Source organism: Aeromonas sp. R1-1, assembly GCF_040908495.1.
Classification (GTDB): Bacteria; Pseudomonadota; Gammaproteobacteria; order Enterobacterales; family Aeromonadaceae; genus Aeromonas; species Aeromonas veronii.
Genome location: NZ_JBFODV010000238.1, coordinates 26,281 through 50,937 on the forward strand (window position 1 = coordinate 26,281; position 24,657 = coordinate 50,937).

Annotated in this window: 22 protein-coding genes and 1 tRNA gene; 17 read left to right on the forward strand and 6 right to left on the reverse strand. The window is 60.2% G+C overall.

What is annotated here, in order from left to right; genetic code table 11:
* Nucleotides 1–18: 18 nt before the first annotated feature.
* From AB5Y92_RS15750 to AB5Y92_RS15780, 7 genes are all read left to right on the forward strand, one after another.
* Complete coding sequence (locus tag AB5Y92_RS15750) at nt 19–1,116, forward strand: extracellular solute-binding protein (RefSeq protein ID WP_368227113.1); 1,098 nt, start codon at nt 19–21, stop codon at nt 1,114–1,116.
* A gap of 120 nt (nt 1,117–1,236) precedes the next feature.
* A complete protein-coding gene (locus AB5Y92_RS15755) occupies nt 1,237–2,322 on the forward strand; it encodes a polyamine ABC transporter substrate-binding protein (protein WP_368227103.1) in 1,086 nt (361 codons plus the stop codon).
* Nucleotides 2,323–2,400: 78 nt separating this feature from the next.
* A complete protein-coding gene (gene potA, locus AB5Y92_RS15760; protein WP_005340704.1) occupies nt 2,401–3,555 on the forward strand; it encodes a polyamine ABC transporter ATP-binding protein in 1,155 nt (384 codons plus the stop codon).
* Nucleotides 3,552–4,457, forward strand: coding sequence for an ABC transporter permease subunit (locus AB5Y92_RS15765; protein WP_368227104.1), 906 nt, complete (start codon nt 3,552–3,554; stop codon nt 4,455–4,457). Before potA ends, AB5Y92_RS15765 begins: the two co-directional genes overlap by 4 nt.
* Nucleotides 4,457–5,299 (forward strand): ABC transporter permease subunit, encoded by an 843-nt coding sequence (locus tag AB5Y92_RS15770; protein WP_368227114.1) that lies wholly within the window; start codon nt 4,457–4,459, stop codon nt 5,297–5,299. The genes AB5Y92_RS15765 and AB5Y92_RS15770 overlap by 1 nt, the downstream gene beginning before the upstream one ends.
* Before the next feature lie 45 nt (nt 5,300–5,344).
* A complete protein-coding gene (locus tag AB5Y92_RS15775; RefSeq protein WP_368227105.1) occupies nt 5,345–6,049 on the forward strand; it encodes an MOSC domain-containing protein in 705 nt (234 codons plus the stop codon).
* A 155-nt stretch (nt 6,050–6,204) separates the two neighbouring features.
* Nucleotides 6,205–6,281, forward strand: a tRNA-Pro gene (locus AB5Y92_RS15780).
* A 259-nt stretch (nt 6,282–6,540) separates the two neighbouring features.
* On the opposite strand, the gene AB5Y92_RS15785 is transcribed toward AB5Y92_RS15780, so the two are convergent.
* Nucleotides 6,541–7,068, reverse strand: a complete 528-nt coding sequence (locus tag AB5Y92_RS15785) for a hypothetical protein (RefSeq protein WP_005356927.1) — start codon at nt 7,066–7,068, stop codon at nt 6,541–6,543.
* Nucleotides 7,069–7,192: 124 nt separating this feature from the next.
* Complete coding sequence (locus tag AB5Y92_RS15790; RefSeq protein WP_005355465.1) at nt 7,193–7,657, reverse strand: thioesterase family protein; 465 nt, start codon at nt 7,655–7,657, stop codon at nt 7,193–7,195.
* Nucleotides 7,658–7,790: 133 nt separating this feature from the next.
* Here AB5Y92_RS15790 and recQ point away from each other — a divergent pair, with 133 nt between their 5' ends.
* Nucleotides 7,791–9,626 (forward strand): ATP-dependent DNA helicase RecQ, encoded by a 1,836-nt coding sequence (gene recQ, locus AB5Y92_RS15795; protein WP_368227106.1) that lies wholly within the window; start codon nt 7,791–7,793, stop codon nt 9,624–9,626.
* Nucleotides 9,627–9,693: 67 nt separating this feature from the next.
* Here recQ and AB5Y92_RS15800 read toward each other — a convergent pair whose 3' ends face one another.
* Nucleotides 9,694–9,996, reverse strand: coding sequence for a cytochrome c (locus tag AB5Y92_RS15800; RefSeq protein ID WP_005340687.1), 303 nt, complete (start codon nt 9,994–9,996; stop codon nt 9,694–9,696).
* A gap of 105 nt (nt 9,997–10,101) precedes the next feature.
* On the opposite strand from AB5Y92_RS15800, the gene AB5Y92_RS15805 reads away from it, so the two are divergent.
* The 3 genes from AB5Y92_RS15805 (at nt 10,102) to AB5Y92_RS15815 (ending at nt 12,661) form a co-directional block, all read left to right on the forward strand.
* Nucleotides 10,102–11,529, forward strand: a complete 1,428-nt coding sequence (locus AB5Y92_RS15805; RefSeq protein WP_368227107.1) for a YdiU family protein — start codon at nt 10,102–10,104, stop codon at nt 11,527–11,529.
* Nucleotides 11,530–11,539: 10 nt separating this feature from the next.
* Nucleotides 11,540–11,827, forward strand: a complete 288-nt coding sequence (locus AB5Y92_RS15810) for a DUF3630 family protein (protein WP_139442320.1) — start codon at nt 11,540–11,542, stop codon at nt 11,825–11,827.
* A 159-nt stretch (nt 11,828–11,986) separates the two neighbouring features.
* Complete coding sequence (locus AB5Y92_RS15815) at nt 11,987–12,661, forward strand: 7-cyano-7-deazaguanine/7-aminomethyl-7-deazaguanine transporter (protein ID WP_005340680.1); 675 nt, start codon at nt 11,987–11,989, stop codon at nt 12,659–12,661.
* Between the two features lie 270 nt (nt 12,662–12,931).
* On the opposite strand, the gene rraA is transcribed toward AB5Y92_RS15815, so the two are convergent.
* A complete protein-coding gene (gene rraA / locus AB5Y92_RS15820; protein WP_005340678.1) occupies nt 12,932–13,417 on the reverse strand; it encodes a ribonuclease E activity regulator RraA in 486 nt (161 codons plus the stop codon).
* Nucleotides 13,418–13,563: 146 nt separating this feature from the next.
* Between rraA and AB5Y92_RS15825 the strand changes: the two genes are divergently transcribed.
* Both AB5Y92_RS15825 and AB5Y92_RS15830 read left to right on the forward strand, forming a co-directional pair.
* The gene (locus tag AB5Y92_RS15825) at nt 13,564–15,417 is read left to right on the forward strand and encodes a methyl-accepting chemotaxis protein (protein ID WP_368227108.1); all 1,854 of its coding nucleotides are present in this window, start codon (nt 13,564–13,566) and stop codon (nt 15,415–15,417) included.
* Nucleotides 15,418–15,539: 122 nt separating this feature from the next.
* Nucleotides 15,540–16,190 (forward strand): chromophore lyase CpcT/CpeT, encoded by a 651-nt coding sequence (locus tag AB5Y92_RS15830; RefSeq protein WP_368227109.1) that lies wholly within the window; start codon nt 15,540–15,542, stop codon nt 16,188–16,190.
* 100 nt (nt 16,191–16,290) lie between these two features.
* On the opposite strand, the gene rpmE is transcribed toward AB5Y92_RS15830, so the two are convergent.
* Complete coding sequence (gene rpmE, locus AB5Y92_RS15835; RefSeq protein ID WP_005340673.1) at nt 16,291–16,506, reverse strand: 50S ribosomal protein L31; 216 nt, start codon at nt 16,504–16,506, stop codon at nt 16,291–16,293.
* 147 nt (nt 16,507–16,653) lie between these two features.
* On the opposite strand from rpmE, the gene priA reads away from it, so the two are divergent.
* Nucleotides 16,654–18,861, forward strand: coding sequence for a primosomal protein N' (priA, locus tag AB5Y92_RS15840; RefSeq protein ID WP_368227110.1), 2,208 nt, complete (start codon nt 16,654–16,656; stop codon nt 18,859–18,861).
* A 66-nt stretch (nt 18,862–18,927) separates the two neighbouring features.
* On the opposite strand, the gene AB5Y92_RS15845 is transcribed toward priA, so the two are convergent.
* Nucleotides 18,928–20,019, reverse strand: coding sequence for a hypothetical protein (locus AB5Y92_RS15845; RefSeq protein WP_368227111.1), 1,092 nt, complete (start codon nt 20,017–20,019; stop codon nt 18,928–18,930).
* A gap of 286 nt (nt 20,020–20,305) precedes the next feature.
* On the opposite strand from AB5Y92_RS15845, the gene AB5Y92_RS15850 reads away from it, so the two are divergent.
* From AB5Y92_RS15850 to AB5Y92_RS15860, 3 genes are all read left to right on the forward strand, one after another.
* Complete coding sequence (locus AB5Y92_RS15850) at nt 20,306–21,739, forward strand: DUF2867 domain-containing protein (RefSeq protein ID WP_113740156.1); 1,434 nt, start codon at nt 20,306–20,308, stop codon at nt 21,737–21,739.
* Nucleotides 21,740–21,907: 168 nt separating this feature from the next.
* A complete protein-coding gene (locus tag AB5Y92_RS15855; protein ID WP_236767749.1) occupies nt 21,908–23,134 on the forward strand; it encodes an aromatic amino acid transporter in 1,227 nt (408 codons plus the stop codon).
* A 254-nt stretch (nt 23,135–23,388) separates the two neighbouring features.
* Complete coding sequence (locus AB5Y92_RS15860; RefSeq protein ID WP_245097468.1) at nt 23,389–24,630, forward strand: malic enzyme-like NAD(P)-binding protein; 1,242 nt, start codon at nt 23,389–23,391, stop codon at nt 24,628–24,630.
* The last annotated feature ends 27 nt before the right edge of the window (nt 24,631–24,657 follow it).

The window sequence follows — 24,657 nt, forward strand, 5'->3', positions numbered from 1 at the left end:
GCTTAGGAGACAAGGATGATGTCTTTCAAAACAGGAGTGATCGCTGCCTCTGTGGCTCTGGTCATGGCAAGTGCCGGAGCAATGGCTGAAGAGAAGGTGCTGCACGTCTACAACTGGAGCGACTACATAGCGCCGGATACTCTGGATAACTTCCAGAAGGAGACGGGGATCAAGGTGGTCTATGACGTGTTCGACAGTAACGAGGTACTGGAAGCCAAGTTGCTGGCGGGTAGCTCGGGCTACGACATCGTGGTGCCATCCAACCCCTTCCTGGCCAAGCAGATCAAGGCGGGCGTGTTCCAGAAACTGGACAAGTCCAAGCTCTCCAACTGGCAAAACATGGATGTCGACCTGCTCAAGGCGCTCGAGCCGAGCGATCCGGGCAACCAGTACTCCATCCCCTATCTGTGGGGCACCATCGGCTATGCCTACAACGCCGAGAAGGTGAAAGCCGTACTGGGGGCCGATGCCCCGGTCAACTCCTGGGATCTGGTGTTCAAGCCGGAGAACATGGCCAAGTTGAAAGAGTGTGGCGTCTCCTTCCTCGATTCACCGACCGAAATGCTGCCGGCTGCCCTGCAATATCTGGGCTTCAAACCGGATAGCCAGAAACCGGCCGAGCTGAAGAAGGCTGAGGAGCTGTTCCTCTCCATCCGTCCCTATACCGCCTATTTCCACTCCTCCAAGTACATCTCGGATCTGGCCAACGGCAACCTTTGCGTAGCGGTCGGTTACTCCGGTGACTTGCAGCAGTCCAAGGCGCGGGCAGTCGAGGCCAAGAATGGCGTCGCGCTCACCTACACCATTCCGAAAGAGGGGGCAGGCAGCTTCTTTGACATGATCGCCATTCCGGCGGATGCCAAGAACGTCGAGGCGGCCCACACCTTCATCAACTACCTGATGAAGCCCGAGGTGATCGCCAATATCACCAACGTGGTGCAGTTCCCGAACGGCAACAAGGCAGCGACCCCGCTGGTGGATGAGGCGATCCGCACCGATCCGGGTATCTACCCCGATGCGGCTACCCTGCAGAAGATCTACACCTTCCCGGATCTGCCGGCCAAGGTGCAGCGTCTGATGACCCGCAGCTGGACCAAGATCAAGTCCGGCAAGTAAGTAACGAATGCCCCTCCCGGTCCGCAGTTCGGCCGGGAGGGTAGTGATGCCATCTTTCGGGATGGGCCGCGCGAGAGGATGCGCAGACGGTCAACCACTAAACACAGGAGAACTGACACCGTGCATACAACCAGATTGGCAACCATTGCCCTGACCATGGGATTGGCGAATGTGGCCCAGGCTGCCCCTGTGCTGCACTTCTACAACTGGTCTGACTATATCGGCGAGACCACCCTCAGCGATTTCCAGCAGGCGACCGGGATCAAGACCGTCTATGACGTGTTTGACTCCAACGAGACCCTGGAAGGCAAGTTGCTGACGGGGCGGACCGGTTACGATCTGGTGGTGCCCTCCAATAATTTCCTGGCCAAGCAGATCAAGGCGGGAGCCTTCCAGAAACTGGATAAATCCCTGCTGCCCAATCTGGCCAACCTGGATCCCGTGCTGCTCAAGCAGCTCGACAAGGTGGATCCGGGTCATCAGTACGCGGTGCCCTATCTGTGGGGGACCAACGGCATCGGCTACAACGTCGACAAAATCAAGGTGGTGCTGGGGGTCGACAAGATTGACTCTTGGGCCACCATCTTCGAACCGGAAAACATGGCGAAACTCTCTCGCTGCGGTGTCGCCTTCCTCGACTCTGCCGACGAGATGATCCCTGCTGCCCTCAATTACCTCGGACTCGATCCCAACAGTCATGCGACGGGGGATATCAAGCAGGCCGAGGCGCTGCTGCTCAAGGTGCGGCCCTATGTGGCCTACTTCCACTCCTCCAAATACATCGGCGATCTCGCCAATGGCGACATCTGCGTGGCGGCCGGTTTTTCCGGCGACATCCTGCAAGCCGCTGCCCGCGCCGATGAAGCTGGCAAGGGGGTGAAAATTGCCTACAGCATTCCGAAAGAGGGGGGCAATCTCTGGTTCGACATGATGGCGATCCCGTCCGATGCCACCAATGTCAAAGAGGCGCACGCCCTCATCAACTACGTCCTGCAGCCCGAAGTGATCGCCAAGGTCAGCGACTATGTGGGCTACGCGAATCCCAACTCAAGGGCGGGCGAGTTTATGGATGAGGCGGTGCGCAACAATGGGGAGGTTTATCCCCCTCAGGCCGTGCTGGAGCGACTCTATGTGCAGGAAGCACATCCCCGCTCGGTACAGCGTCTAATCACCCGGAGTTGGACCAAGATCAAGTCCGGTACCTAACCTTGGTGCCCGTTCGGGGGCGCCAAATCGCTTTTATGGATCGGCCGCAAGGCCGGTATCACGTTGGGGAGTTTGGTAATGGCGATAGCCTCCAGTGCCTACAAGAAAGCCCTCGAGGGCAGTCAGCAGCGCAAAGAAGTGCTGGTGAAAATTGATCGGGTAAGCAAGCAGTTTGACGAAACGCTGGCGGTCGATAACGTATCTCTCAATATTCACAAGGGGGAGATTTTCGCCCTGCTCGGCGGGTCCGGTTCCGGCAAATCGACCCTGCTGCGGATGCTGGCTGGTTTCGAGCGCCCGACCGAGGGGCGGCTGTTCCTCGACGGGGTCGACATCACCGACATGCCCCCCTATGAACGCCCTATCAACATGATGTTCCAGTCCTACGCCCTGTTCCCCCATATGACGGTGGCCCAGAACATCGCCTTTGGCCTCAAGCAGGATGGCCTGCCCAAGGCCGAGATTGATGCCCGCGTGGAGGAGATGCTCAAGCTGGTGCAGATGACCCAGTATGCCCGCCGCAAACCGCATCAGCTCTCCGGTGGCCAGCGCCAGCGGGTGGCGTTGGCTCGTTCCCTGGCCAAGCGTCCCAAACTGTTGCTGCTGGATGAACCCATGGGGGCGCTCGACAAGAAGCTGCGTTCCAAGATGCAGCTGGAGCTGGTTGAGATCATCGAGCGGGTCGGGGTTACCTGCGTCATGGTGACCCACGATCAGGAAGAGGCCATGACCATGGCGGAGCGGATCGCCATCATGCACCTCGGCTGCATCGAGCAGATCGGCAGCCCGATGGATATCTACGAGACTCCGGCCAGTCGGCTGGTGTGCGAGTTCATCGGCAACGTCAACCTGTTTGACGGCCTGCTGGTGGAGGATGAGCAGGACCACGCCACCATCGCCTGCGCCGATCTGGAGCAGCCCATCTATGTGGGCCACGGCATCAGCTCCCGCGCCGAAAACAAGAAGGTGACCTACGCCCTGCGGCCGGAAAAACTGCTGATGAGTCTGCAAAAGCCGGAGGAGATCGAGCACCCGGACTTCAACTGGACCAAGGGTGAGGTCTATGACATCGCTTATCTGGGCGGTCACTCGGTTTATCACATTCAGCTGCCCTCGGGCAAAATCGTTCAGGCTTTCATCGCCAATGCCGAACGCCACGGCAAGCGGCCAACCTGGGATGACCAGGTGTTCCTCTACTGGGAAGATGACAGCGGCGTGGTGCTGCAATCATGAAGTTCTTGCAACGACTGAAGCGGGTCGGGGGGCGCCGACTGGTGATCGGCATCCCCTTCTTCTGGCTGTTCCTCTTCTTCCTGCTGCCCTTCGTCATCGTGGTGAAGATCAGTTTTGCGGAAGCGGATGTGGCGATCCCGCCCTACACCGATGTGGTGAGCTGGTCCGACAATCAGCTCACCATCCTGCTCAACATGGGCAACTACCTGCTGCTGCAGGAGGATGAGCTTTATATTGCCGCCTATCTGGGCTCCCTCAAGATGGCCTTCGTCAGCACTTTGCTCTGCCTGCTGATTGGCTATCCGATGGCCTACTCCATAGCCCGGGCCAACAAGGAGACCCAAACCGTTCTGCTGCTGCTGATTATGATGCCGACCTGGACCGCCATTCTGATCCGGGTCTACGCGTGGATGGGGATCCTCAGCAACAACGGCCTGCTCAACAGCGTCTTACTGGGGATCGGGGTGATCGACGAACCGCTGCAGATCCTCAACACCAACCTGGCGGTCTATATCGGCATCGTTTACTCCTACCTGCCCTTCATGGTGCTGCCGCTTTACGCCAATCTGGTCAAACACGATCAGAGCCTGCTGGAGGCCGCCTCCGACCTGGGGGCCCGCAACCTGACCCGGTTCTGGCAGATCACGGTACCGCTCTCCAAGAACGGCATCATCGCCGGCTGCATGCTGGTGTTCATTCCGGTGGTGGGGGAGTTCGTTATCCCGGAAATGCTGGGCGGCCCGGAGACCCTGATGATCGGCAAGGTGCTGTGGCAGGAGTTCTTCAACAACCGCGACTGGCCGGTAGCCTCTGCACTGGCGGTGGTGATGCTGGCGGTGCTGATCATTCCGATCATCCTCTTCAACCGTAACCAGGCCAAAGAGCTGGAGGGCAAGGCATGATGAGACGTTTCGGTTTTGCCAAGCTGATGCTCTGGCTGGGGCTGCTGTTTATCTACCTGCCCATGATCATCATGGTGATCTACTCCTTCAACGCCTCCAAGCTGGTGACGGTGTGGGGTGGCTGGTCGCTCAAGTGGTACTTCGGCCTGCTCGATAACAAGCAGCTGATCGGGTCTGTGTTCCGCTCGCTGGAGATCGCCTTCTACACCGCGATCGCCGCGGTGGCGCTGGGGACGGTGGCGGCCTTCGTGCTGACCCGAATTCCCCACTTCCGTGGTCGCACCCTGTTCGGCGGTATGGTGACGGCACCGCTGGTGATGCCCGAGGTGATTACCGGTCTGTCGCTGTTGCTGCTGTTCGTTGCCATGGCCCAGCTGGTGGGCTGGCCCGCCGAGCGGGGCATGCTGACCATCTGGATCGCCCACACCACCTTCTGTACCGCCTACGTGGCGATCGTGGTGTCGTCGCGGTTGCGGGAGCTGGATCTCTCTATCGAGGAGGCGGCGATGGATCTTGGCGCCAAGCCGTGGAAGGTGTTCTTCCTGATCACCATCCCGATGATCGCCCCCTCGCTGGCCGCAGGCGGCATGATGTCGTTCGCCCTGTCGCTGGATGATCTGGTGCTGGCGAGCTTCGTCTCCGGCCCGGGCTCCACCACCTTGCCGATGGAGGTCTTCTCGGCGGTGCGGCTCGGGGTGAAACCCGAGATCAACGCAGTGGCCAGCCTGATCCTGTTGTCGGTATCGCTCTTTACCTTCGGCAGCTGGTATCTGATGGCCAGGGCGGAGAAGCGCCGTCGCGCCGAGATCGCCATGACCACCCAGATGCAGGCCGTGGTCTGACGGCATGATAAGATCCGCCTACTCTCGTCAATCTGGAGGATGAGTATGCGGATCTCCCTTTTTAGCGGTCGTGGCACCGAGCTGGTGCCCGGCCTCACTAGCGCTATTCACAAGCAACCGATCTCTGCGCCAGTTCGCTGTACCTTTGCCGGTCTGGAAGGGGATGAGCAGTGTGACCTGCGCCACCACGGTGGCCCGGATCGGGCGCTCCACTACTATCCTGCCGATCACTATCTCTGGTGGCAGACCTGGCAAACCGCGCTGGGCTTGTCTGCGCCACGTACACCCTGGCAACCTGCCGCCTTTGGCGAGAACCTCTCCGGTCTCGGGCTGACCGAGGCGCAAGCCTGCATTGGCGATGTCTATCGACTCGGCGAGGCGCTGATCCAGATCAGCCAGCCGAGATCCCCCTGTTTCAAGCTCAACCAGCGCTTTGGCTATGGCCAGATGTCGCAGGTGATGCAACTGAATGGCCGTTGTGGCTGGCTGCTGCGGGTGCTGGAGGAGGGCATGATCGCGCCTGACACGGCCATGGAGCTGGTAGACAGACCCTATCCCGAACTGACGGTGAAGCGCACGGCGGATATCCTGTTCAATCAGGTGCGCAATGAAGCGGATCTGCTGATGCTGCTGGAGAATCCTGCTCTCTCCCCCAACTGGCGCCAGCATGCAGCCGACTGGCTGGAGCATGGCACAGTGGCTGACTGGCAGCGCCGTCTGCTGGGGCCGGCATCCCTGCGCCTGGCCTGACGTCCGGTTGCCGGAATGTCGCCAGCTGGCTGCAGTCCGGTAAACGGGTGAAAAGAGTGCTGAATAGTTGAGCAAATGGCACTTTTTTTCCTGCCAAACGCAAAAAAGGCTTGTGTCGGGTCTGGGCTTTCGGTAAATTCCCGTCCCGCAGACATCGGTGTGTAGCGCAGCTTGGTAGCGCACTTCGTTCGGGACGAAGGGGTCGGAGGTTCGAATCCTCTCACACCGACCAAATTTGAAAAGGCCGCTCAATAGAGCGGCCTTTTTGCATTTTCCTTCCAGTTACTCGGTTTTTCATTAGTTGCTGACCTGTTACCTGGCCAAGTGATCTGACTTGATGTATGCAGGGTCGAAGCAAGCCCACAGACATTAAAAGGGCCACCGCTCGGTGGCCCATCGGTGGAGTCTGATCCTGACTCCGGCACTCTAGATTGTGGCAATCTCGCTATGGGTCTTGTCTATGGTGCCCTCCTTGCGCGCCAGGCGCTTACTCAGATATGCCAGTGCTGATGCCGCAAAGCCTTGAAACTGTGTTGAGGCAGCAAGGCCGCGTGCTTGGGGTACTCACTAATGAAATGTTCTATTCCCTCCATCAGTTGTGCACGTAATGAAATCACGGGCTCATGCCAGGCTTGCAGGCATAAATGGCCGGGGATCAACTGCTCCTGATAATCTTCCAGCAGCTGTTCTGGCCAGGGTTCAATACCGGAATTGCGTTGCAGTAAATAGTGGGCGGCGGGTTCACGGGCATAAATGAACTGAATTTGGGCCAGATCGCGTTGGCATAGCGTTTGACTGTTGATGTGACAGGTCAAATATTTTCCCGTTTTCAGATCCAGAAAGTGACCGCGTTGCCGACAGGGAACGATGCGATACCAAGGCAGGGGTGAGGAGAGAGAATACCCCTCAAGCTCCTGTTCCAACCAGTGGCGACACTCGGGTGTCTGCACCTCGTCGAGCATGGACTCGAGCTGTGTCAACAAGGCTCTGGATGGTTTGATGGCCAGTTTCGCACTCATCGCCTGCAATCCTCCCTCTGCACACAATCCCGACTATCAGTATGGACCTTGTTCGGCCAGAGGGGGTAAGGAATCTAATGATTAAAAGTGGATTAGCCGCGTGGTTTTTATGCACTAACTTGGTTCAACCCACCAGATAGGTACCAGTGCCGAAGGCGATGTGGGTGCCCTCTTCGTTGTGCAGCTCCATCCGGGCGACGGCCACCTTGCTGCCAGCCCGGATGATGTGGGCGGTGGCGATAAACTCGTTGCCGCGTCCCGGGCGCAGGTAGTCCACCCGCAGATCTATGGTGCCGAGGCGAGCGAAGCGCTCCTTGAGATAACTGGGGGAGAACTCCTCCAGCTCGTCGATGCAGGATGCGGCGACGATCATGCCGCCCGCCACATCCAGCAGCGTGGCGGTGACGCCGCCATGCAGGATGTTGTGGAAGGGGTTGCCGATCAGCTTCTCATCCATCTTGATGCGCAGTTCCACCTTGTCGAAGTCGTAGTGGGTCACCTGCATGCCGATTAGCTTGTTGAACGGCATCTTCTCGGCAAACAGGTTGGCAATGCCACTGAGCGCCATCTTCTTGAGCATCTGTTTCATTCTCTGATCCCAATCCTTGTCATCAAAGCCGAGTAAAAACTCCAGCCAGTCTGCAACAGTTCCTTAACAGTCGCAATGGCAGGTTTATTGTGGGCGGCGGCTGCTTTAGAATGGCGACCCCAAAGGAGAGCCCATGACCGCGATTGCCGAAACCCTGCCAGATCCTCAGCCAGAGAGTCCGCTTGCCCTGCTGCAGGCGGTCTTCGGCTATCAGCAGTTTCGGCCGGGTCAGCTCGAAATCATCGAGCAGATCGTCGCGGGGCGCGATGCGCTGGTGCTCAAGCCCACCGGTGGTGGCAAGTCGCTCTGCTACCAGATCCCGGCACTGCTGCGGCCCGGGCTCGGGGTGGTGGTCTCTCCACTGATCTCCCTGATGAAGGATCAGGTCGACAGCCTGCGCGCCAACGGTGTGGCGGCGGTCTACATCAACTCGGCCCTCAGTCGGGAGGAGATGATCCAGAACTTCGCCGCCATGCGCCGCGGCGAGATCAAGCTGGTCTATGTCTCCCCCGAGCGCTTGCTGCAGCACGAGTTTATGGATCGGCTGGCCGAGCTGCCGCTCGGGCTGTTCGCCATCGACGAGGCGCACTGCGTCTCCCAGTGGGGCCACGATTTCCGGCCTGAGTATGCGGCGCTGGGGCGGCTAAAACAGTGGTTCCCGCAGGTGCCGGTGGTAGCGCTGACCGCCACTGCCGACGAGGCGACCCGCAGCGACATGCTCCACCGGTTGGAGCTCAACGATCCCTTTATCCACACCGCCAGCTTCGATCGCCCCAATATCCGCTACAGCCTGGTGGAGAAGTTCAAGGCGGCCGAGCAGCTGCTGCGTTACGTGCAGAGCCAGAAGGGCAACTGCGGCATCGTCTACTGCTCCAGTCGCAACCGGGTGGAGGAGGTGGCCGAGCGGCTATCCCGCCACGGCTGCAAGGCCGCGCCCTATCATGCGGGGCTGCCGCTCGAGCAGCGCCAGCAGACGCAGGATGCCTTCATCAAGGATGACATCGAGATAGTAGTGGCGACGGTGGCGTTCGGCATGGGCATCGACAAGCCCAATGTGCGCTTCGTGGTGCACTACGACATCCCGAAGAACATCGAATCCTACTATCAGGAGACCGGCCGCGCCGGGCGCGATGGCACCCCCGCCGAGGCGCTGCTGCTCTACGATCCCGCCGACATCGGTCGGGTGCGCCGTCTGCTCGACAACATCGAGAATCCCCAGCAGTTGCAGGTGGAGCAGTACAAGCTCAACGTGATGGCCGCCTTTGCCGAAGCGCAGACCTGCCGCCGTCAGGTGCTGCTCAACTACTTCGGCGAGTACAACGACAAGCCGTGCGGCAACTGCGATATCTGCCTCGATCCGCCCAAAAGTTATGACGGCACCGAAGATGCCCAGAAGGCGCTCTCCTGCGTCTGGCGGGTGGGCCAGAATTTCGGGGTGGGTTATGTGGTGGAGGTGCTGCGCGGGTCGCTGAACCAGCGCATCAAGGATCACGGCCACGACAAGCTCTCGACCTACGGCATCGGCAAGGATCAGAGCCACGAATACTGGATGAGCGTGATCCGCCAGCTGATCCACAAGGGGCTGCTGACCCAGAACATCACCCGCAATCTGGTGCTGCAGCTGACCGAAGCAGCCCGCCCCGTGCTGCGTGGCGAGGTGAAGCTTGAGCTGGCGGTGCCCCGCCTGCAGCCCATCTCCAGTCGCAAGGAGAAGCGCAATGGCCTGCTCGACAATGCCAACTATGACAAGCGGTTGTTCAAGGAGTTGCGCGGCCTGCGCAAGCAGATTGCCGAGGACGAAGAGGTGCCGCCCTACGTGGTATTCAACGATGCGACCCTGGTGGAGATGGCTCAGCTTATGCCGATGACCGAAGACGAGATGCTGGCTATCAACGGTGTCGGGCACCGCAAGCTGGAGCGCTTTGGCGAAGCCTTTATGGATCTGATCATCGACTACTGCCGTCGTTAGGGTCGATTAGGCAGCCTAATCGACCAGGGTAAGCGCGGCTCGGAAGAACCTGGGGTCAGACGCGAGGTTATTTCAGGCTGGCGTAGAAGGCGGCCAGATTGTCGATATCCGCATCGGTCAGCGGCGCCATGAAGGGGTCCATCAAGGGCTCTTTGCGAGTGCCATCCTTGAACGCTTTCAACTGTTTCACCAGATAGGCGGCATTCTGGCCAGCCAGATGGGGATAGTTGGGGATCATTGCCTTGCCTTCCACGCCGTGACAGGCGGCACAGACCGCCGCCTTGGCTTTGCCGGCTTCAATATCGGCAGCCTTGGCCTGATGACCCCACGCCAGTGCCAGCAATGGTAGGGCATATACCCATTTTTGCATCTTCTTCTCCTTGAATTGAAAAATGATGGTCGCCAGTTAGCGCAAGCATGGCTGACGGCAGTATAAAGAGTGACACGAGCATACGCAGGGACGAATGGCACAACCATGAAGTTGATCAACACTTTTGCGACCGAGTTGCCCTGGGCCTGTGAACCCGTGGCCCCCCAGCCGCTGCAGCAGCCCCGGTTGCTTCATCTCAACCGGGCTTTGCTGGATGAGTTGGGGCTGGGAGGCGTCAGCGAGGCTGACTGGATCGCCTGTTGTGGCGAGGGAAAAGTGCTGCCCGGTATGCAGCCGGTAGCGCAGGTCTATGCCGGCCATCAGTTCGGGGGTTATAGCCCCCGGCTTGGGGATGGTCGTGCGCTGCTGTTGGGTGAGCAGCAGGCGCCGGATGGTCAGCGTTGGGATCTCCACCTGAAGGGGGCAGGGAAGACGCCGTTCTCCCGTTTTGGTGACGGTCGCGCCGTGCTGCGCTCCAGTATCCGTGAGTATCTCGCCTCCGAAGCGCTCCATGCTCTCGGCATCCCGACCACGCGAGCGCTGGTGCTGGTGGGCAGTCAGGAGCCTGTTTATCGCGAGCAGGTTGAGAGCGGGGCGACCGTGCTGCGCACCGCCCCCAGCCATCTGCGCTTCGGCCATATCGAGTATTTCGCCTGGAGCGGGCAGGGAGAGAAGATCCCGCCACTCATCGACTATCTGCTGCGCCACCACTTCCCCGAGCTGGAGAGTGGTGCCGAACTGTTTGCCGAAGTGGTGCGCCGCACCGCGCGGTTGATTGCCAAATGGCAGGCTGCGGGGTTCTGTCACGGGGTAATGAATACCGACAACATGTCGCTGCTCGGCTTGACGCTGGATTACGGCCCCTACGGCTTTATCGATTCCTACGTGCCCGATTTTGTCTGCAACCACTCGGACCCTGCGGGCCGCTACGCGCTGGATCAGCAGCCCGCGGTCGGTTACTGGAATCTGCAAAAGCTGGCGCAGGCGCTGGCTGGCCATGTAGACGGTGATGCGCTGGCTGCTGCGTTGGCCCAGTACGAGCAGCAGCTGATGCTGCACTACTCCGAGCTGATGCGGGCCAAACTCGGGCTGGCGGTGTGGGAGGAGGATGACCCGGCGCTGTTCCGCGAGTTGTTCCGGTTGCTGGCGGCTAACAAAGTGGATTACCACCTGTTCCTGCGTCGTCTCGGTGAGGTGACGCAAGAGGGGGCGTGGCCTGCGTCTCTGCTGGCCCTGTTGTCTGAACCTGGTGTTTGGCAGGCGTGGCTGGAACGCTATCGGGCGCGGCTAATGCGCGAAAGCAGCGAGGATGTCGTGCGCAAGGCGCAGATGGATGCCATCAATCCCAAGTATGTGCTGCGCAATGCGCTGGCCCAGCAGGTGATAGACGCCGCCGACGCAGGGGATATGCAGCCGTTCGAGCGGCTGTTCGCCGCCTTGCAGCGCCCCTTTGATGAACAACCCGAATATGAGGATCTCGCCACCCCGACTCCGGCATGGTATTGCGGTGGTGAGCTCTCCTGCAGTAGCTGAGAGACAGGGAATGAGTTGGCAAATCAAACAGGCAGATAGCGAAGCTGGCGTGGTGACGCTGGATTGTCCGGCACTCGACTGGGACACGTTCCCGCTGTTGGCGCAGGCCTTGCTGCGAGAGTGGGAGCTACGGCCGCTCGAGCAGGATGCGGGGGCCGACCGCCATAGCTGGTTGCTGGAGTTTGAAGGTAGCCAGTTTCGGCTGGAGTACGAACACTACAGCGGCTGCTGGCTGGAGGCGGTGCGCCCGGCGGATCGGGAGGCGCTGCTCTGGCTCGCCAGACAGCACAAGGTGTGACTATCGCCTGCAAGGCCTGCTCTGCCGCTGGCCAACCTGGACAAGTGTAATCGCATAAAGATTGAACTATCGGTTTGGGGGCGTATAATCTCGCCCCTCGATTATCGCCAATGGTGGCGATATGGGTTCCCTAACCCCATTAACCAAAAAGGTCACAAGATGAATCTGACCCCTGCGCAGTACCAAACGGCGCTCGTTCGCCTGTCGTTGTTCCACATTCTGATCATTGCCAGCAGCAACTATCTGGTGCAGCTGCCGATCACCGTGTTTGGCTTCCATACCACTTGGGGTGCGTTCAGCTTCCCGTTTATCTTCCTGGCGACCGACCTGACAGTGCGGATCTTCGGTGCCGGTCTGGCACGCAAGATTATCCAGACCGTGATGCTGCCTGCGCTGGCAGTCTCCTATGCGCTCTCTGTGCTCTTCTTCGAAGGGAGTTTCCAGGGCGTTGGTCATCTGGCCGAGTTCAACCTGTTCGTAGCGCGTATCGCGCTGGCCAGCTTTATGGCCTATCTGGTAGGGCAGTTCATGGATGTGGTGGTGTTCAACCGGCTGCGTCTGCTCAAGCAGTGGTGGATTGCACCTGCGGCCTCCACCCTGTTCGGTAATCTGGTTGATACCATCGCTTTCTTCAGTGTGGCCTTCTGGCGCACCACAGATCCTTTCATGGCAGAGCACTGGGTCGAGATCGCAACCGTCGATTACGTATTCAAGTTGCTGATAAGCCTTGGTTTGTTCGTGCCGCTCTACGGTGTCTTGCTGCGCTACCTCAGCCGCAAGCTGGTGGGCGAGGCCGGATTATCCAGCCTGCAAACGGCCACCCGGCAAGCCTGACCAGATTGACCACCCTTCGCGGTGGTCAATTTTTTTGCACTTTCTGCAAATAGCGCTTGCCTAGTTAAATGAGAATGATTATTGTTAACTTGTTTTCCGGGAAAGACTTCATTCGTTCCAACGTGATGGACTTCTTGTGAAGGCACGACATTGCTCACATTGCTTCCAGTTAAGGGCCAGTTTATCTGGCCCTCTTTTTTTGTCATTTTTCAGCAAGTTGCAGGCATAAAAAACGGGAGCCAAGGCTCCCGTCGTCACGCTGTCTGTGGTTTACTCGATATCGAGTGCCTCGGGGGAGAGGATCACCCCTGTGGTATCGGCGTAGAGGTGGTCGTCAGGCAGGAAGGTCACGCCACCGAAGTTGACCGGCAGATCGGTCTCCCCCACATCCTTGCTGTCGGCACCGACCGGAATGGCTGCCAGTGCCTGAATGCCGATATCCAGATCTTCCAGAATATCGACTTCGCGGACGCAGCCGTAGCAGACAATCCCTTCCCAATCGTTCTCGGCCGCCGTGGTGGCGATGTCGCTGTCGATCAGGGCACGGCGCATGGAGCCACCGCCATCAATCAGCAAGACACGTCCCAGTCCGTTCTCTTTGACGAGTTCACGGATAAGACCATTCGATTCGAAGCATTTGACGGTGGTGATGACGCCGCCGAAAGAGGCGCGGCCGCCGAAGGAGCAGAGCATGGGTTCAAGCACATCCACCATGTCCTGATAGATGTCGCACAGTTCAGAAGTATTGTATTCCATAGTGTCAAATCCACGGCTGGAAACAGGTGCAACCAGTATAAGGAGTGGGTGTGGCATTTCAATGAATATTCCTTGCACAGATCACCTGTCGCCGCTTTTCTGCATAAGCTCAATGCAGTTCACTGCCAGTTTGCGAGAGGTCCATCGTGCTTATCCGTCATAAGTTGATTCTGAATACCGTGCTGGTTGCCGTTGCCATGCTGGTACTGAGCGGCCTGTTTATCTACTCCAGCCATGTGCACCGTCATCTGACCGAAGCCCAGCGTAATATCGACCAGCTGGAGATCGCCATGCTCAACCTGCGGCGGGCCGAGAAGGATTTTCTGATCCGCAAGGATATGACCTTCGTCGAGCGCTTCAATCAGGGGCTGTCTGACTTTCACCAGCACAATCGGGAGCTGCTGACCGATGACAATCTGGCGGCTGTTGAGGGGGAGCTGACCAGACTGGATCAGCAGATCAGCGGCTATGGCAAAGCTTTCAACGATCTGGTGGCCCAGCAGCAGAAGATTGGTCTGGGGCCGGAGGAGGGGCTCTATGGCAAGCTGCGGGCGGCGGTGCATGAGGTGGAGAATGGGCTCAAGCAGCTGGATCTGCAGGGGTTGCTCATCACCATGTTGCAGCTGAGACGGGCGGAGAAAGATTTCATGCTGCGCTCCGACATCCAGTATCTGGAGCGTTTCGAGACCTTGCACAAGAGTTTTCAGGATAGTCTTGCCACTTTGCCGGAGGGGGAGCGCGGCAAGCTGGAGCAGGCCAGCAAGCAGTATCGGCAGGACTTTGTGGCGCTGGTGCAGGGGATGCAGGTACTGGGACTGAAAGAGGATGAGGGGCTGCGCAACCAGATGCGGGATTTGGTGCATCAGACCGAACAGGGGTTTGCCGCCGTCGATCAGCACATTGTCGCTGAGCTGGAGCGGCAGAGCGCTCGCCTCAACAGCCTGATGCTGGTCTGTGGCGGGGTGATTGTGGTGCTGATCGGCATTATGAGCGTGTTGCTGGGGCGCAGCATCGACCGTCCTATTACTCAGGTGAATGATACCGTCAACCGCATTCGTAAGGATAATGACCTGCGCCTGAAGATAGATCTGCGCGGGGCAGATGAAATGGCCCAGCTGGCAGGCAATCTCGACGTAATGCTGGGCGGGTTTCGCGATCTGATCGGCGATGTGAAGCAGAGCGTGCACACCCTGACTGAAGCGGCGGATCACCTCTCGGCCAACGTCAAGCGCACCAGTGAAGGGGCGGCGCGCCAGCTGCAGGAAACCGACATGGTGGCGACCGCTTCCACCGAGATGGGCTCCACCATCGAAGAGATCGCCCGCAACACCGAGCAGGCGGCCAACAATGCACAGGCGACCAACAACAAGGCGATGGAGGGGCGGGCTGCGGTCGAGAATACTGTCGAGCAGATCCGCTCGCTGGCGGGCAATCTGGAGAGCTCATCTCGCGAGGTGAGCCAGCTGCAAAAAGAGAGCGAGACCATCGGCTCCGTGCTCGACGTGATCCGCGGCATTGCCGAGCAGACCAACCTGCTGGCCCTCAACGCAGCCATCGAAGCAGCTCGGGCAGGGGATCAGGGACGCGGTTTTGCGGTGGTGGCCGATGAGGTGCGCAATCTGGCCATCCGTACCCAGAAATCGACCCAGGAGATCGCCGGCATCATCAGCTCGCTGCAGAAACAGACCGGCAGCATCGTCGAGGTAATGGCGACCTGCCGCGAGCAAGGCAACCGCAGCTCGGATCAGGCCAGTACTGCAGGGGAGTTGCTGGGGCAGATCACTCAGGATGTTACCCATATCATGGACATGAGCACCCAGATTGCCGCCGCCATCGAACAGCAGAGTCTGGTTGCCAACGAGGTGAACCGCAACGTCAACAACATCCGCGACATCGCCCAGGAGTCGAGCATCATGGCGGAGGAAAATGCGAGATCCAGCGAGGGCCTCAACGAGCAGGCCCAGCTGCTCAACAAGGCGGTGGCAAAATATCGGGTTTAGTGAGCGGACTGGCATCCTTGTGAGGTTTTTGCACCAGAGTGGCAATGATTTGATCGTAATGGCTGTTATTGGGGAAATTCGCTCATATAATCGCCGCCACTATGATGATTCGGAAGGATTCGATGGCAAAGTTGCTGGTGGCTGTATTCGGGCTGCTCTGTTCCTGTATGGTGTTGGCAGGTTCGGCGCCTCAGGCTACCCCACTCAAGCCCGGTATGGAGCCGCTACTCAGCTGGTTCAACGGGGCATTTACGAGCAGGGAGCAGGCCAGTTACGACAGCCGCTTTACCAGTGCCGAGCTGCGCCTGATGGAGATCTGGCCCGGCTATCAGGGCTATCGCTGGGTCTATGCCGAGCAGTACCTGAGCATGCGCTCCGTCCGTCCTTTCCGCCAGCGCATCTATCGCTTCTCCCCCGCCCCTGACGGGCGGATCCTGATGGCAGAGTTGACCATGCCCCGTGCCACCGATTTTGCCGGAGCCTGGCATGATCCCGCCCTGCTCGACAGTCTGACCCCACAGCAGCTCTCCTTGCGCCACGGTTGCGAGATCTGGCTGACCCGTAACCCCTCCGGCGAATATGCCGGTCATACCCGGGTGGGCCATTGCTCCACCGATTTTGGTGGTGCCACGACGCTGGTGCAGCATATCTGGATTGGCCCCGATAGCGTCAGATTGCTGGATCGCGCCTATGACAACGCAGGGAGTCCGCGCTGGGGTAGCCCGGGTGAGGGGTATGTCTATTTGCGTCGTTCCAAGGGGTTTGGTCAGTAGGGGAGAGTGCGTCTGGCTGCGGGAACATGAAGGATGAAAAACAGGGATCGTAAAAAAGGCGCCCATTGGGCGCCTTTTTCAGAATTCTTCAGAAGTAAAATTACTTCTTGGTGGTCATCGCACCGAAACGCTTGTTGAACTTGTCTACGCGGCCGCCGCTAGAAACTTCTTTCTGCTTGCCGGTGTAGAACGGGTGGCACTCGGAGCACACGTCCAGGTTCAGATCTTTACCGATGGTAGAGAAAGTGTTGATGACGTTACCGCAAGAGCACTTGGCGGTGATGGCTACGTAGTCAGGATGGATACCAGCTTTCATGGACAACCTCAATTAATAGGCCGTGTCGCCATCCGATCTCTTGTCGGACACCACACGATTGTTGAACACAGTTTCAAAGGCTGCGAATAATATAGGAAATGCCTGAGATCAGGCAAGTGGCTTCGCAGAAAAAATAGGCAACCCCTGGTGAATTCTCCCCAAACGCTGGATCTGGTTCGTGTCGCTGTCCCGGTACCGTTACGCCGTCACTTCGACTATCTCTCTCCCCTGCCGTTACCTGCCCCCGGTTGCCGGGTCGAGATCCCTTTCGGTCCCCAGACCCTGGTCGGGCTGGTGGTTGATCATCCGGCCGACAGCCAGGTGCCCCGCAACAAGCTCAAGCCCATCAAGCGCGTACTCGATGCGACGCCGGTGCTGGGGCCGGATATTCTGGTGCTGATGAACTGGAGCGCCAGCTACTACCAGCATCCGCTGGGGGAAGTGCTGCCTCACGCCCTGCCAGTGCTGGTGCGCAAGGGGGAGCCTGCCGCTTATCGTGAACTGGAGTTCTGGTTTGCCACCGAGGCAGGCATGGCCATCGACCTTAACGAGCTCAAGCGGGCGGCCAAGCAGCAGCAAGCGCTCGCCCTGCTGCGCAAAGGGCCGCAGACCCCCTCCGCCCTCAAGCAGGAGGAGATCCAGAGCGCCGCTCTCACAGCGCTGGAGAAGAAGGGGCTGCTGGAGAAGCGCTCGCTGGAGCCAAGCCATGACGGCGAGTGGGCTACCCGTTTCGAGCCGGGGGAGGGGCTGCGCCTCAACGGCGAACAGGCACTGGCCGTCTCCGCCGTTACCAGCCAGAGCGACAAGTTCGGTGCCTTCCTGCTCGATGGCATCACAGGTTCCGGCAAGACCGAGGTCTACCTGAGCATCCTCGAGCCGTTGCTCAAGGCGGGCAAGCAGGCGCTGGTGATGGTGCCGGAGATCGGCCTCACCCCGCAGACCATCAACCGCTTCCGTCGCCGCTTCAACGTGCCTGTGGTGGCGATGAACTCCGCCATGAACGACAGGGAGCGGCTCGATGCCTGGCTCGCCTGTCGAGACGGCGCCGCCGCCATCCTGATCGGCACCCGCTCTGCGGTGTTCACCCCGTTTCACAACCTCGGCATCATTATCATCGACGAGGAGCACGACGGCTCCTTCAAGCAGCAGGACGGTTTTCGCTACCACGCGCGGGATCTGGCGGTGATGCGGGCCCATCGTGCCGGTATTCCCATTTTGCTTGGCTCGGCTACCCCGTCGCTGGAGACATTGCACAACGCCCGCAGCGGCAAGTATCACCACCTCACCCTGACCCGTCGCGCCGGTAACGCCCAGACCGCCCGTCAGGTGATCCTGGATATCAAGAGCGTGCGGCTGCAGGCCGGGCTCTCCCCCCAGCTGGAGCAGCTGATGGCGGAGCATCTGGCGGCGGGCAATCAGGTGATGCTGTTTCTCAACCGCCGTGGCTATGCCCCGGCCCTGATTTGTCACCAGTGCGGCTGGAGCGCCGCCTGCGAGCGCTGCGATGCTTGGTACACCTGGCATCAGGCCGGGCGGCGGCTGCACTGCCATCATTGCGACAGCGTGCGCCCCTTGCCCCACCACTGCCCGGAGTGTGGCAGCAATGAGCTGATCGGCTCCGGGGTTGGCACCGAGCAGTTGGAGCAGCTGCTCACCACAGTGTTCCCGCAATATCCGGTGGTGCGTATCGATCGGGACAACACCCGTCGCAAGGGGGAGTTGGAGACCCATCTCGGCGACATCAAGGCGGGCAAGTACAAGATCCTCATCGGCACCCAGATGCTGGCCAAGGGCCACCACTTTCCGGATGTGACGCTAGTGGGTCTGCTGGATGTGGATGGCGCCCTGTTCAGCGCCGATTTTCGCGCCGCCGAGAAGCTGGCCCAGCTCTACACCCAGGTGGCGGGTCGCGCCGGTCGCGCCAGCAAACCCGGGTTGGTAGTGCTGCAGAGCCACCATCCCGAGCACGCCCTGCTGCAGGATCTGACCCAGAACGGTTACGGCCACTTCGCCGACACGGCGCTGAAAGAACGCCGCCTGCTGGGGCTGCCGCCGTTCAGCTATCAGGGACTGTTTCGGGCCGAGGCCAACGGTCGCGACGAGGTGCAGCTGTTCCTCATCCGCCTCGCCGATACCCTGCGCAGCGCCCGTTATCCCCACGTTCAGGTGCTCGGGCCCATTAGCGGCTTTATGGAGCGCAAGGCGGGCAAGTTCCGCATGCAGTTGCTGGTGCAGGGGTCGAATCGGGCACCGCTGGCCCAACTGCTGGATTGGGCGGTGAAGGAGCTGGAAGGCTGGCCCGAGACCAAAAAGGTGCGCTGGAGTCTGGATATCGACCCCACCGAGCTGAGTTGATGGTGGCACCGGAGCCGGTCGCTGGCAGTTATCGTCAGCGACCGATGGGTGATTTCATTTCAAGGCTCAGACCCGCAGATCGATCTGCTGCACCCAGCCTCCTTTACCCTGTTCGGTGAGATAGAGGCCGGATTGGCGCAGCTCCCCCTGATTGCCGCTCTCCCCCAGATGGTTGAAGGGGGTGTCGAGGGGGCGTAGCAGGATGGCGCCGATCCCCAGTTCGACCAGAGCGATGGGGGCGTGCTCCGGATGCCAGAACTGCAGGGCTGAAAACTGGCTATCCCCTTCGTCCAGCACACCGTTGTCATCCTCATCCAGGGTGGCCAGCTCGCCGAAGCCATTGCCGGAGCGAGCACCAAACAGCTCGCCCCCATCGTCTATGGTGCCGTTGCCATTGCGATCCAGCGCCACAAAGCCGCTCCCTTCCCGCAGGCCCGGCAGGCTATCCTCCTTGTCATCCTGATCTATGTCGAAATTGACCCGAGCCTCGGTCAGGTCGGCGATCTTGCCATCCAGACTGAGCACCAGCGGATCCTTGAGGGCATTGAGGGTGGTGCGCCGCTGGCTCACCTCCAGCTGGCGCCAGTCGAGCACAAAACCGAGATCGAGCTGCATAGTCTGACCATCCCGAGTCGCTACGCTGGCTGACGCCACCACGTTGAGCTGCTCCTGTTGCAGCAGGGTGTCAGTCACCTCCACCAGTTGATCCGGCTCGGCGGCCTGAGCAGCGGCGTCTCCTTGGGTCACTCCATCGCCTCCCTCTTCGGAGGGTTTGATCGGCTTGGGCAGCTCGATTTCGTGGCCCAGCATCGCCTCAATCATCAGCTTGATCAGTCGCTGGCGGTTATCCAGCCCATCGTCGGGAATGCCATCCTGCTCTTTGCCGACGTCCGCTGCGGGCGGGGAGGGCGGTGTTGCTGCTTGCTGACTGGCGGCGGATTGCCTTGCGGTTTGCAGCGTCAGGGCGCTGGTGAGGGTCAGGGTGCTGCTGCGTTCGCCGGCCGCGGCCGTGTTGTTGCCCTCCGGTGGATTGACGGCGGGTGGCACTGGCCCGAGGTTGCGCACCTTGCGGCTCTGGGCCTGTTGTTGCCGGTATTGCACCTCCCCCCGGAGGTCGTAGTGATCGATGCGCATACGTTCGCCCTCGGCGCTATACATCTGGTCAGTTATCGACCAGGGAATAAGCAGGGCTTAACACCAAATCGGACTAATCAGGGAGGTGGTTAGTACTAGGTTGCAAGGTGGCGGCGTGGCAGGATGGCAAGAGACTGGATGGTGGCGCAGTGGTTGAACATTTTCAGGTAGCGCTGCGCACGCTGGCTGACAAGCGGCATCGGTGAGGATAGGGAGAATTACATGAGAAATTGTCTGGTGATGGGTGTGGCGGGATATGGTGGATTCCTGTCTGGCGCCCCTTGCATCAATGATGTTGAGGGCTTCACTCATGCGTAACTGTCTGGTGATGGGAGCGGCAGGATATATCGGTTCCTATCTGGTACCCCACCTGCAAACCTTGGGCTACAAGGTGATTGCCGGGGCGCGCCGTCCCTGCCGATTGCCTGAGGGAGTCGAGTTTCGCCTCGCCGACAGCCTCAAGCCCATCACACTGCTGCCTGCGCTGGCGGGCATAGATACCGTCTTCTATCTGGTGCATGCCATGGGGGCGGGGGCCGATTTTCACCGATTGGAGCAGCAGGGGGTAAAGAACTTCGCTGCCGCCGCCCGTGCTGCCGGGGTGCGCCGTATCATCTATCTCGGGGCAATCCAGCCCGAGCAGTGCAACAGCCGCCATCTCAACTCCCGCCGCCACTGTGGCGAGCTGTTTCGCGAATCCGGTGTGCCGACGGTGGAGCTGCGCGCCGGCATCATCATCGGGCCCGGTTCGGCGGCGTTCGAGGTGATGCGGGATCTGGTATTCAACCTGCCGATGATGGTGACGCCAAAGTGGGTGCGCTCGCGCACGCCGCCGATTGCGCTGTCCAACCTGCTGCACTATCTGGGCGGGCTGGTGGAAGCCGACGAGGTGGATGGCCGCATCTTCAATGCGGTCGGTCCCGAGCTGCTCAGCTATCAGCAGCAGTTGCAGAAGTTCGCCGCCCATATCGGCAAGCGCTGCCCCATCATTCCCATTCCGTTTCTGAGCCCGCGTCTTTCTGCCTGGTGGCTGCAGTTTGTCACTTCTGTGCCGCAGCCGGTGGCCAAGGCGCTGGTGGGCGGTCTCAAGCACGATATCCCGGCCGACGACGGCCCGCTGCGTGCCCTGCTGCCGCAGACCCTGCTCAGCTTCGACGAGGCGCTGGCGGAGAGTCTGGCGCTGGAGCAGAAGCTGGGTGCCGAACAGCAGGGGCAGGAGACCCCCCTCGGCCTGCGCTGGCGCCATCCCGAATATGGTTTCTATGACCGTACCGCCAGCGGCGAGGCCATCTGCCTCGCCTCTCCCGAGGTGGTGTGGCAGGTGTTGCAGCAACTGGGGGGTGAGCAGCGCTACTTCTACATGAACGAGTTGTGGGTGGTGCGCGAATGGATGGATCACCTGATTGGCGGCCCGGCCCGCACCCGTGGCCGCACCAATCCGGATCGTTTCGTGAAGGGGGACATGCTCGACTCCTGGCAGATCCTCGGGGTGGATGAGGGGCGCAGGCTCGATCTCTTGTTCAACATGAAGGCCCCAGGCGTCGGGCGGCTGGAGTTCAACATCCTGCCGGAGGAGTCCGGGTTGACCCGCATCCGGGTCACCGCTCACTGGCACCCGCAGGGCGCCTGGGGGCTGGCCTACTGGCTCGCCATGCTGCCGTTCCACCTCTTTATCTTTCAGGGCATGACCGAGGCCATCGCCCGCCAGGCCGAAGCGAGGGCAGGTATCCCGGTGATGGATTAACCCTCTTCACATCATTCCCGCTGATAGAGTGCCCCGTTCGGGGCACTTTTTATGCGGCGGCCATGCCCGGTTATGGCAGATAGTGGTAGGCGTCTCATGGCAAAGGCTGGCATCATGCCGCGGTCTTGTTTACCGCGGATAGATAATCAGTCAGAAAAAGAAGGGATTATGAAGAAAAAACCGTCAATTTTGGGGGGCGCCTGCATCATTGCCAGCGTCTGCGTGGGAGCCGGCATGCTCGGTCTGCCGAGTTCGGGGGCGGGGGCCTGGACCCTCTGGTCGGTGCTGGCGCTGACCGTCACCATGGTGATGATGACCCTCTCCGGCTGGATGCTGCTGGAATCCTTCCAGCACCACGATATGCGGGTCTCCTTCAATACAGTGACTCGCGAGCTGCTGGGGGAGAAGCTCAATCTCCTCAACAACCTCTCGGTCTACTTTGTTGGCGGCATTCTGCTTTACGCCTATATCACCTCCTCCGGTGCCATCCTGCAGGGGATACTGGGGATCGACAGCAAGCTTGCATCCGTGCTGTTCGTGGCGCTCTTCTCTGCGGTGGTGTGGCACTCGACCCGCGCCGTTGACCGTATTTCGGTGGTGCTGATCGCCTTTATGATCCTCAGCTTCGCCCTCGGTGTGGCCGGGCTGCTCGGCAGTATCAAGCTGCCGACCCTGCTCGACCTGGCGGGCAGCGAGAGTCGCTACGCCCCCTATGCCATGGCGATGCTGCCAGTGGCGCTCACCTCGTTCGGCTATCACCACTCGGTGGCCTCCCTGCGTGCCTACTACCAGAACGAGCAGCAGGCCAGATGGGCCATTCTGGGGGGAACCCTGATCGCGCTGGCGCTCTACGTGCTCTGGCTGCTGGGGATCTTCGGCAACCTGCCCCGTCAGGATTTTGCTCCCGTGATTGCCAAGGGAGGTGATGTGAGTGTGCTGCTCTCCGCGCTTTCAGGGGTGATCGAATCGGAGAAGGTGGCCAGCGCCATCAACGGCTTCTCCATGGCGGCGATCCTCTCCTCCTTTATCGGGGTGGGGCTCGGGGTGTTCGACTATCTGGCTGATCTGTTCAAGTTCGACAACAGCCGCGCCGGTCGCTGCAAGACCTGGGCGGTCACCTTCCTGCCGCCGTTGGTGCTCTCCCTGCTCTTCCCGTTCGGCTTCCTGCTGGCCATCGGCTATGCCGGTGCTGCCGCCACCATCTGGACCTGCATCATCCCGGCATTGCTGGTGCTGCGCACCCGGGCGCGGGCCGAGCGGGGCGAAGTGATACCCCATTTCGTCACCCCTGGTGGCAAGCTGATGGCCTGGCTGCTGATCCTGTTCGGATTGGCGACCGCGCTGTTCCACTTCCTGTCGATGGCAAATCTGTTGCCGGTCTATCTGGGCAACTGAGTCAGGTCTACAGCACTGACAGAAAGGGCGGCAAGGCCAACTTGCCGCCCTTTTTGCGCCATTTTTACCCCACATAGCAGGATCTATAACTAAAGTGGTATGTGTGGGCGGGGTAAGGTGCTGAAATAACTGGTCTGATCTGGCTGATGGCAGCATGATCTGCTGGGCATGCTCAGCGCTTTCTTTTATGATCCCCGCCCTTCTGTGTGCCCCCTGTCGGCACCTCATTTGCACCAACCACATCGGGGTCCCCCATGTCCGATCTGCGTCAAGAAGCACTCGATTACCACGCCCAGCCCGTACCGGGCAAAATTGCCATCGCCCTGACCAAGCCTGCCGAAACCGCCCGTGATCTGGCGCTGGCCTACAGCCCGGGTGTTGCCGAGCCGGTGCGCGAGATCGCCGCCAACCCGGCCGATGCCTACCGCTATACCGGCAAGGGCAATCTGGTGGCCGTCATCTCCAACGGCACCGCCATTCTGGGGCTGGGCAATCTGGGGCCGCTGGCCTCCAAGCCGGTGATGGAGGGCAAGGCCCTGCTGTTCAAGCGCTTCGCCGGCATTGATGCTATCGACATCGAGGTGAAGCACGAGACCAGCCAGCAGTTTATCGACACGGTGGCGGCTATCGCCGATACCTTCGGTGGCATCAATCTGGAAGATATCAAGGCGCCGGAGTGTTTCGAGATTGAAGAGGCGCTGATCGCGCGCTGCGATATTCCGGTGTTTCACGATGATCAGCATGGTACCGCCATCGTCACCGCCGCCGGTCTGCTCAACGCGCTGGAAGTGCAGGGCAAGCAGATCAGTGACAGCCGCATCGTCTGCATGGGGGCGGGGGCTGCCGCCACCGCCTGCATGGATCTGCTGATCAAGTGTGGCGCCAGAGCGCACAACATCTTCATGCTGGATCGTCAGGGGGTGATTCACACCGGCCGCAGCGATCTCAACAAGTACAAGCAGCGTTTCGCCAACGAGACCCCGTTGCGTACCCTGATGGATGTCATCGAAGGGGCTGATGTGTTTGTCGGTGTTTCCGGCCCCGATGTGTTGCCCGCTGAAGCGGTCGCCCTGATGGCGCCCAATCCGGTGATCTTCGCCTGCTCCAACCCGGATCCGGAGATCAAGCCTGCGCTGGCCCACGGGGTGCGTAGCGACCTTATCATGGGCACCGGCCGCTCCGACTACCCGAACCAGATCAACAACGTGCTCTGCTTCCCCTTCATCTTCCGCGGTGCCCTCGACGCCCGTGCAAGCCGCATCAACGATGCCATGAAGATTGCCGCGGTCGAGGCGATCCGCGCGCTGGCCAAGGAGCCGGTGCCGGCCGAGGTGCTGACCGCCGCCGGGGTCAACGAGCTCGCCTTCGGCAAGGATTACGTCATTCCCAAGCCGATGGATGCCCGTCTGCTGCCGCGGGTTGCCCGCGCCGTGGCGCTGGCGGCGGTGGCCTCCGGCGTCGCCCGCATCGAGCTGCCCGCGGACTACATGCTGTAATCCGGCATTGCAAACGGCCCCATAGCG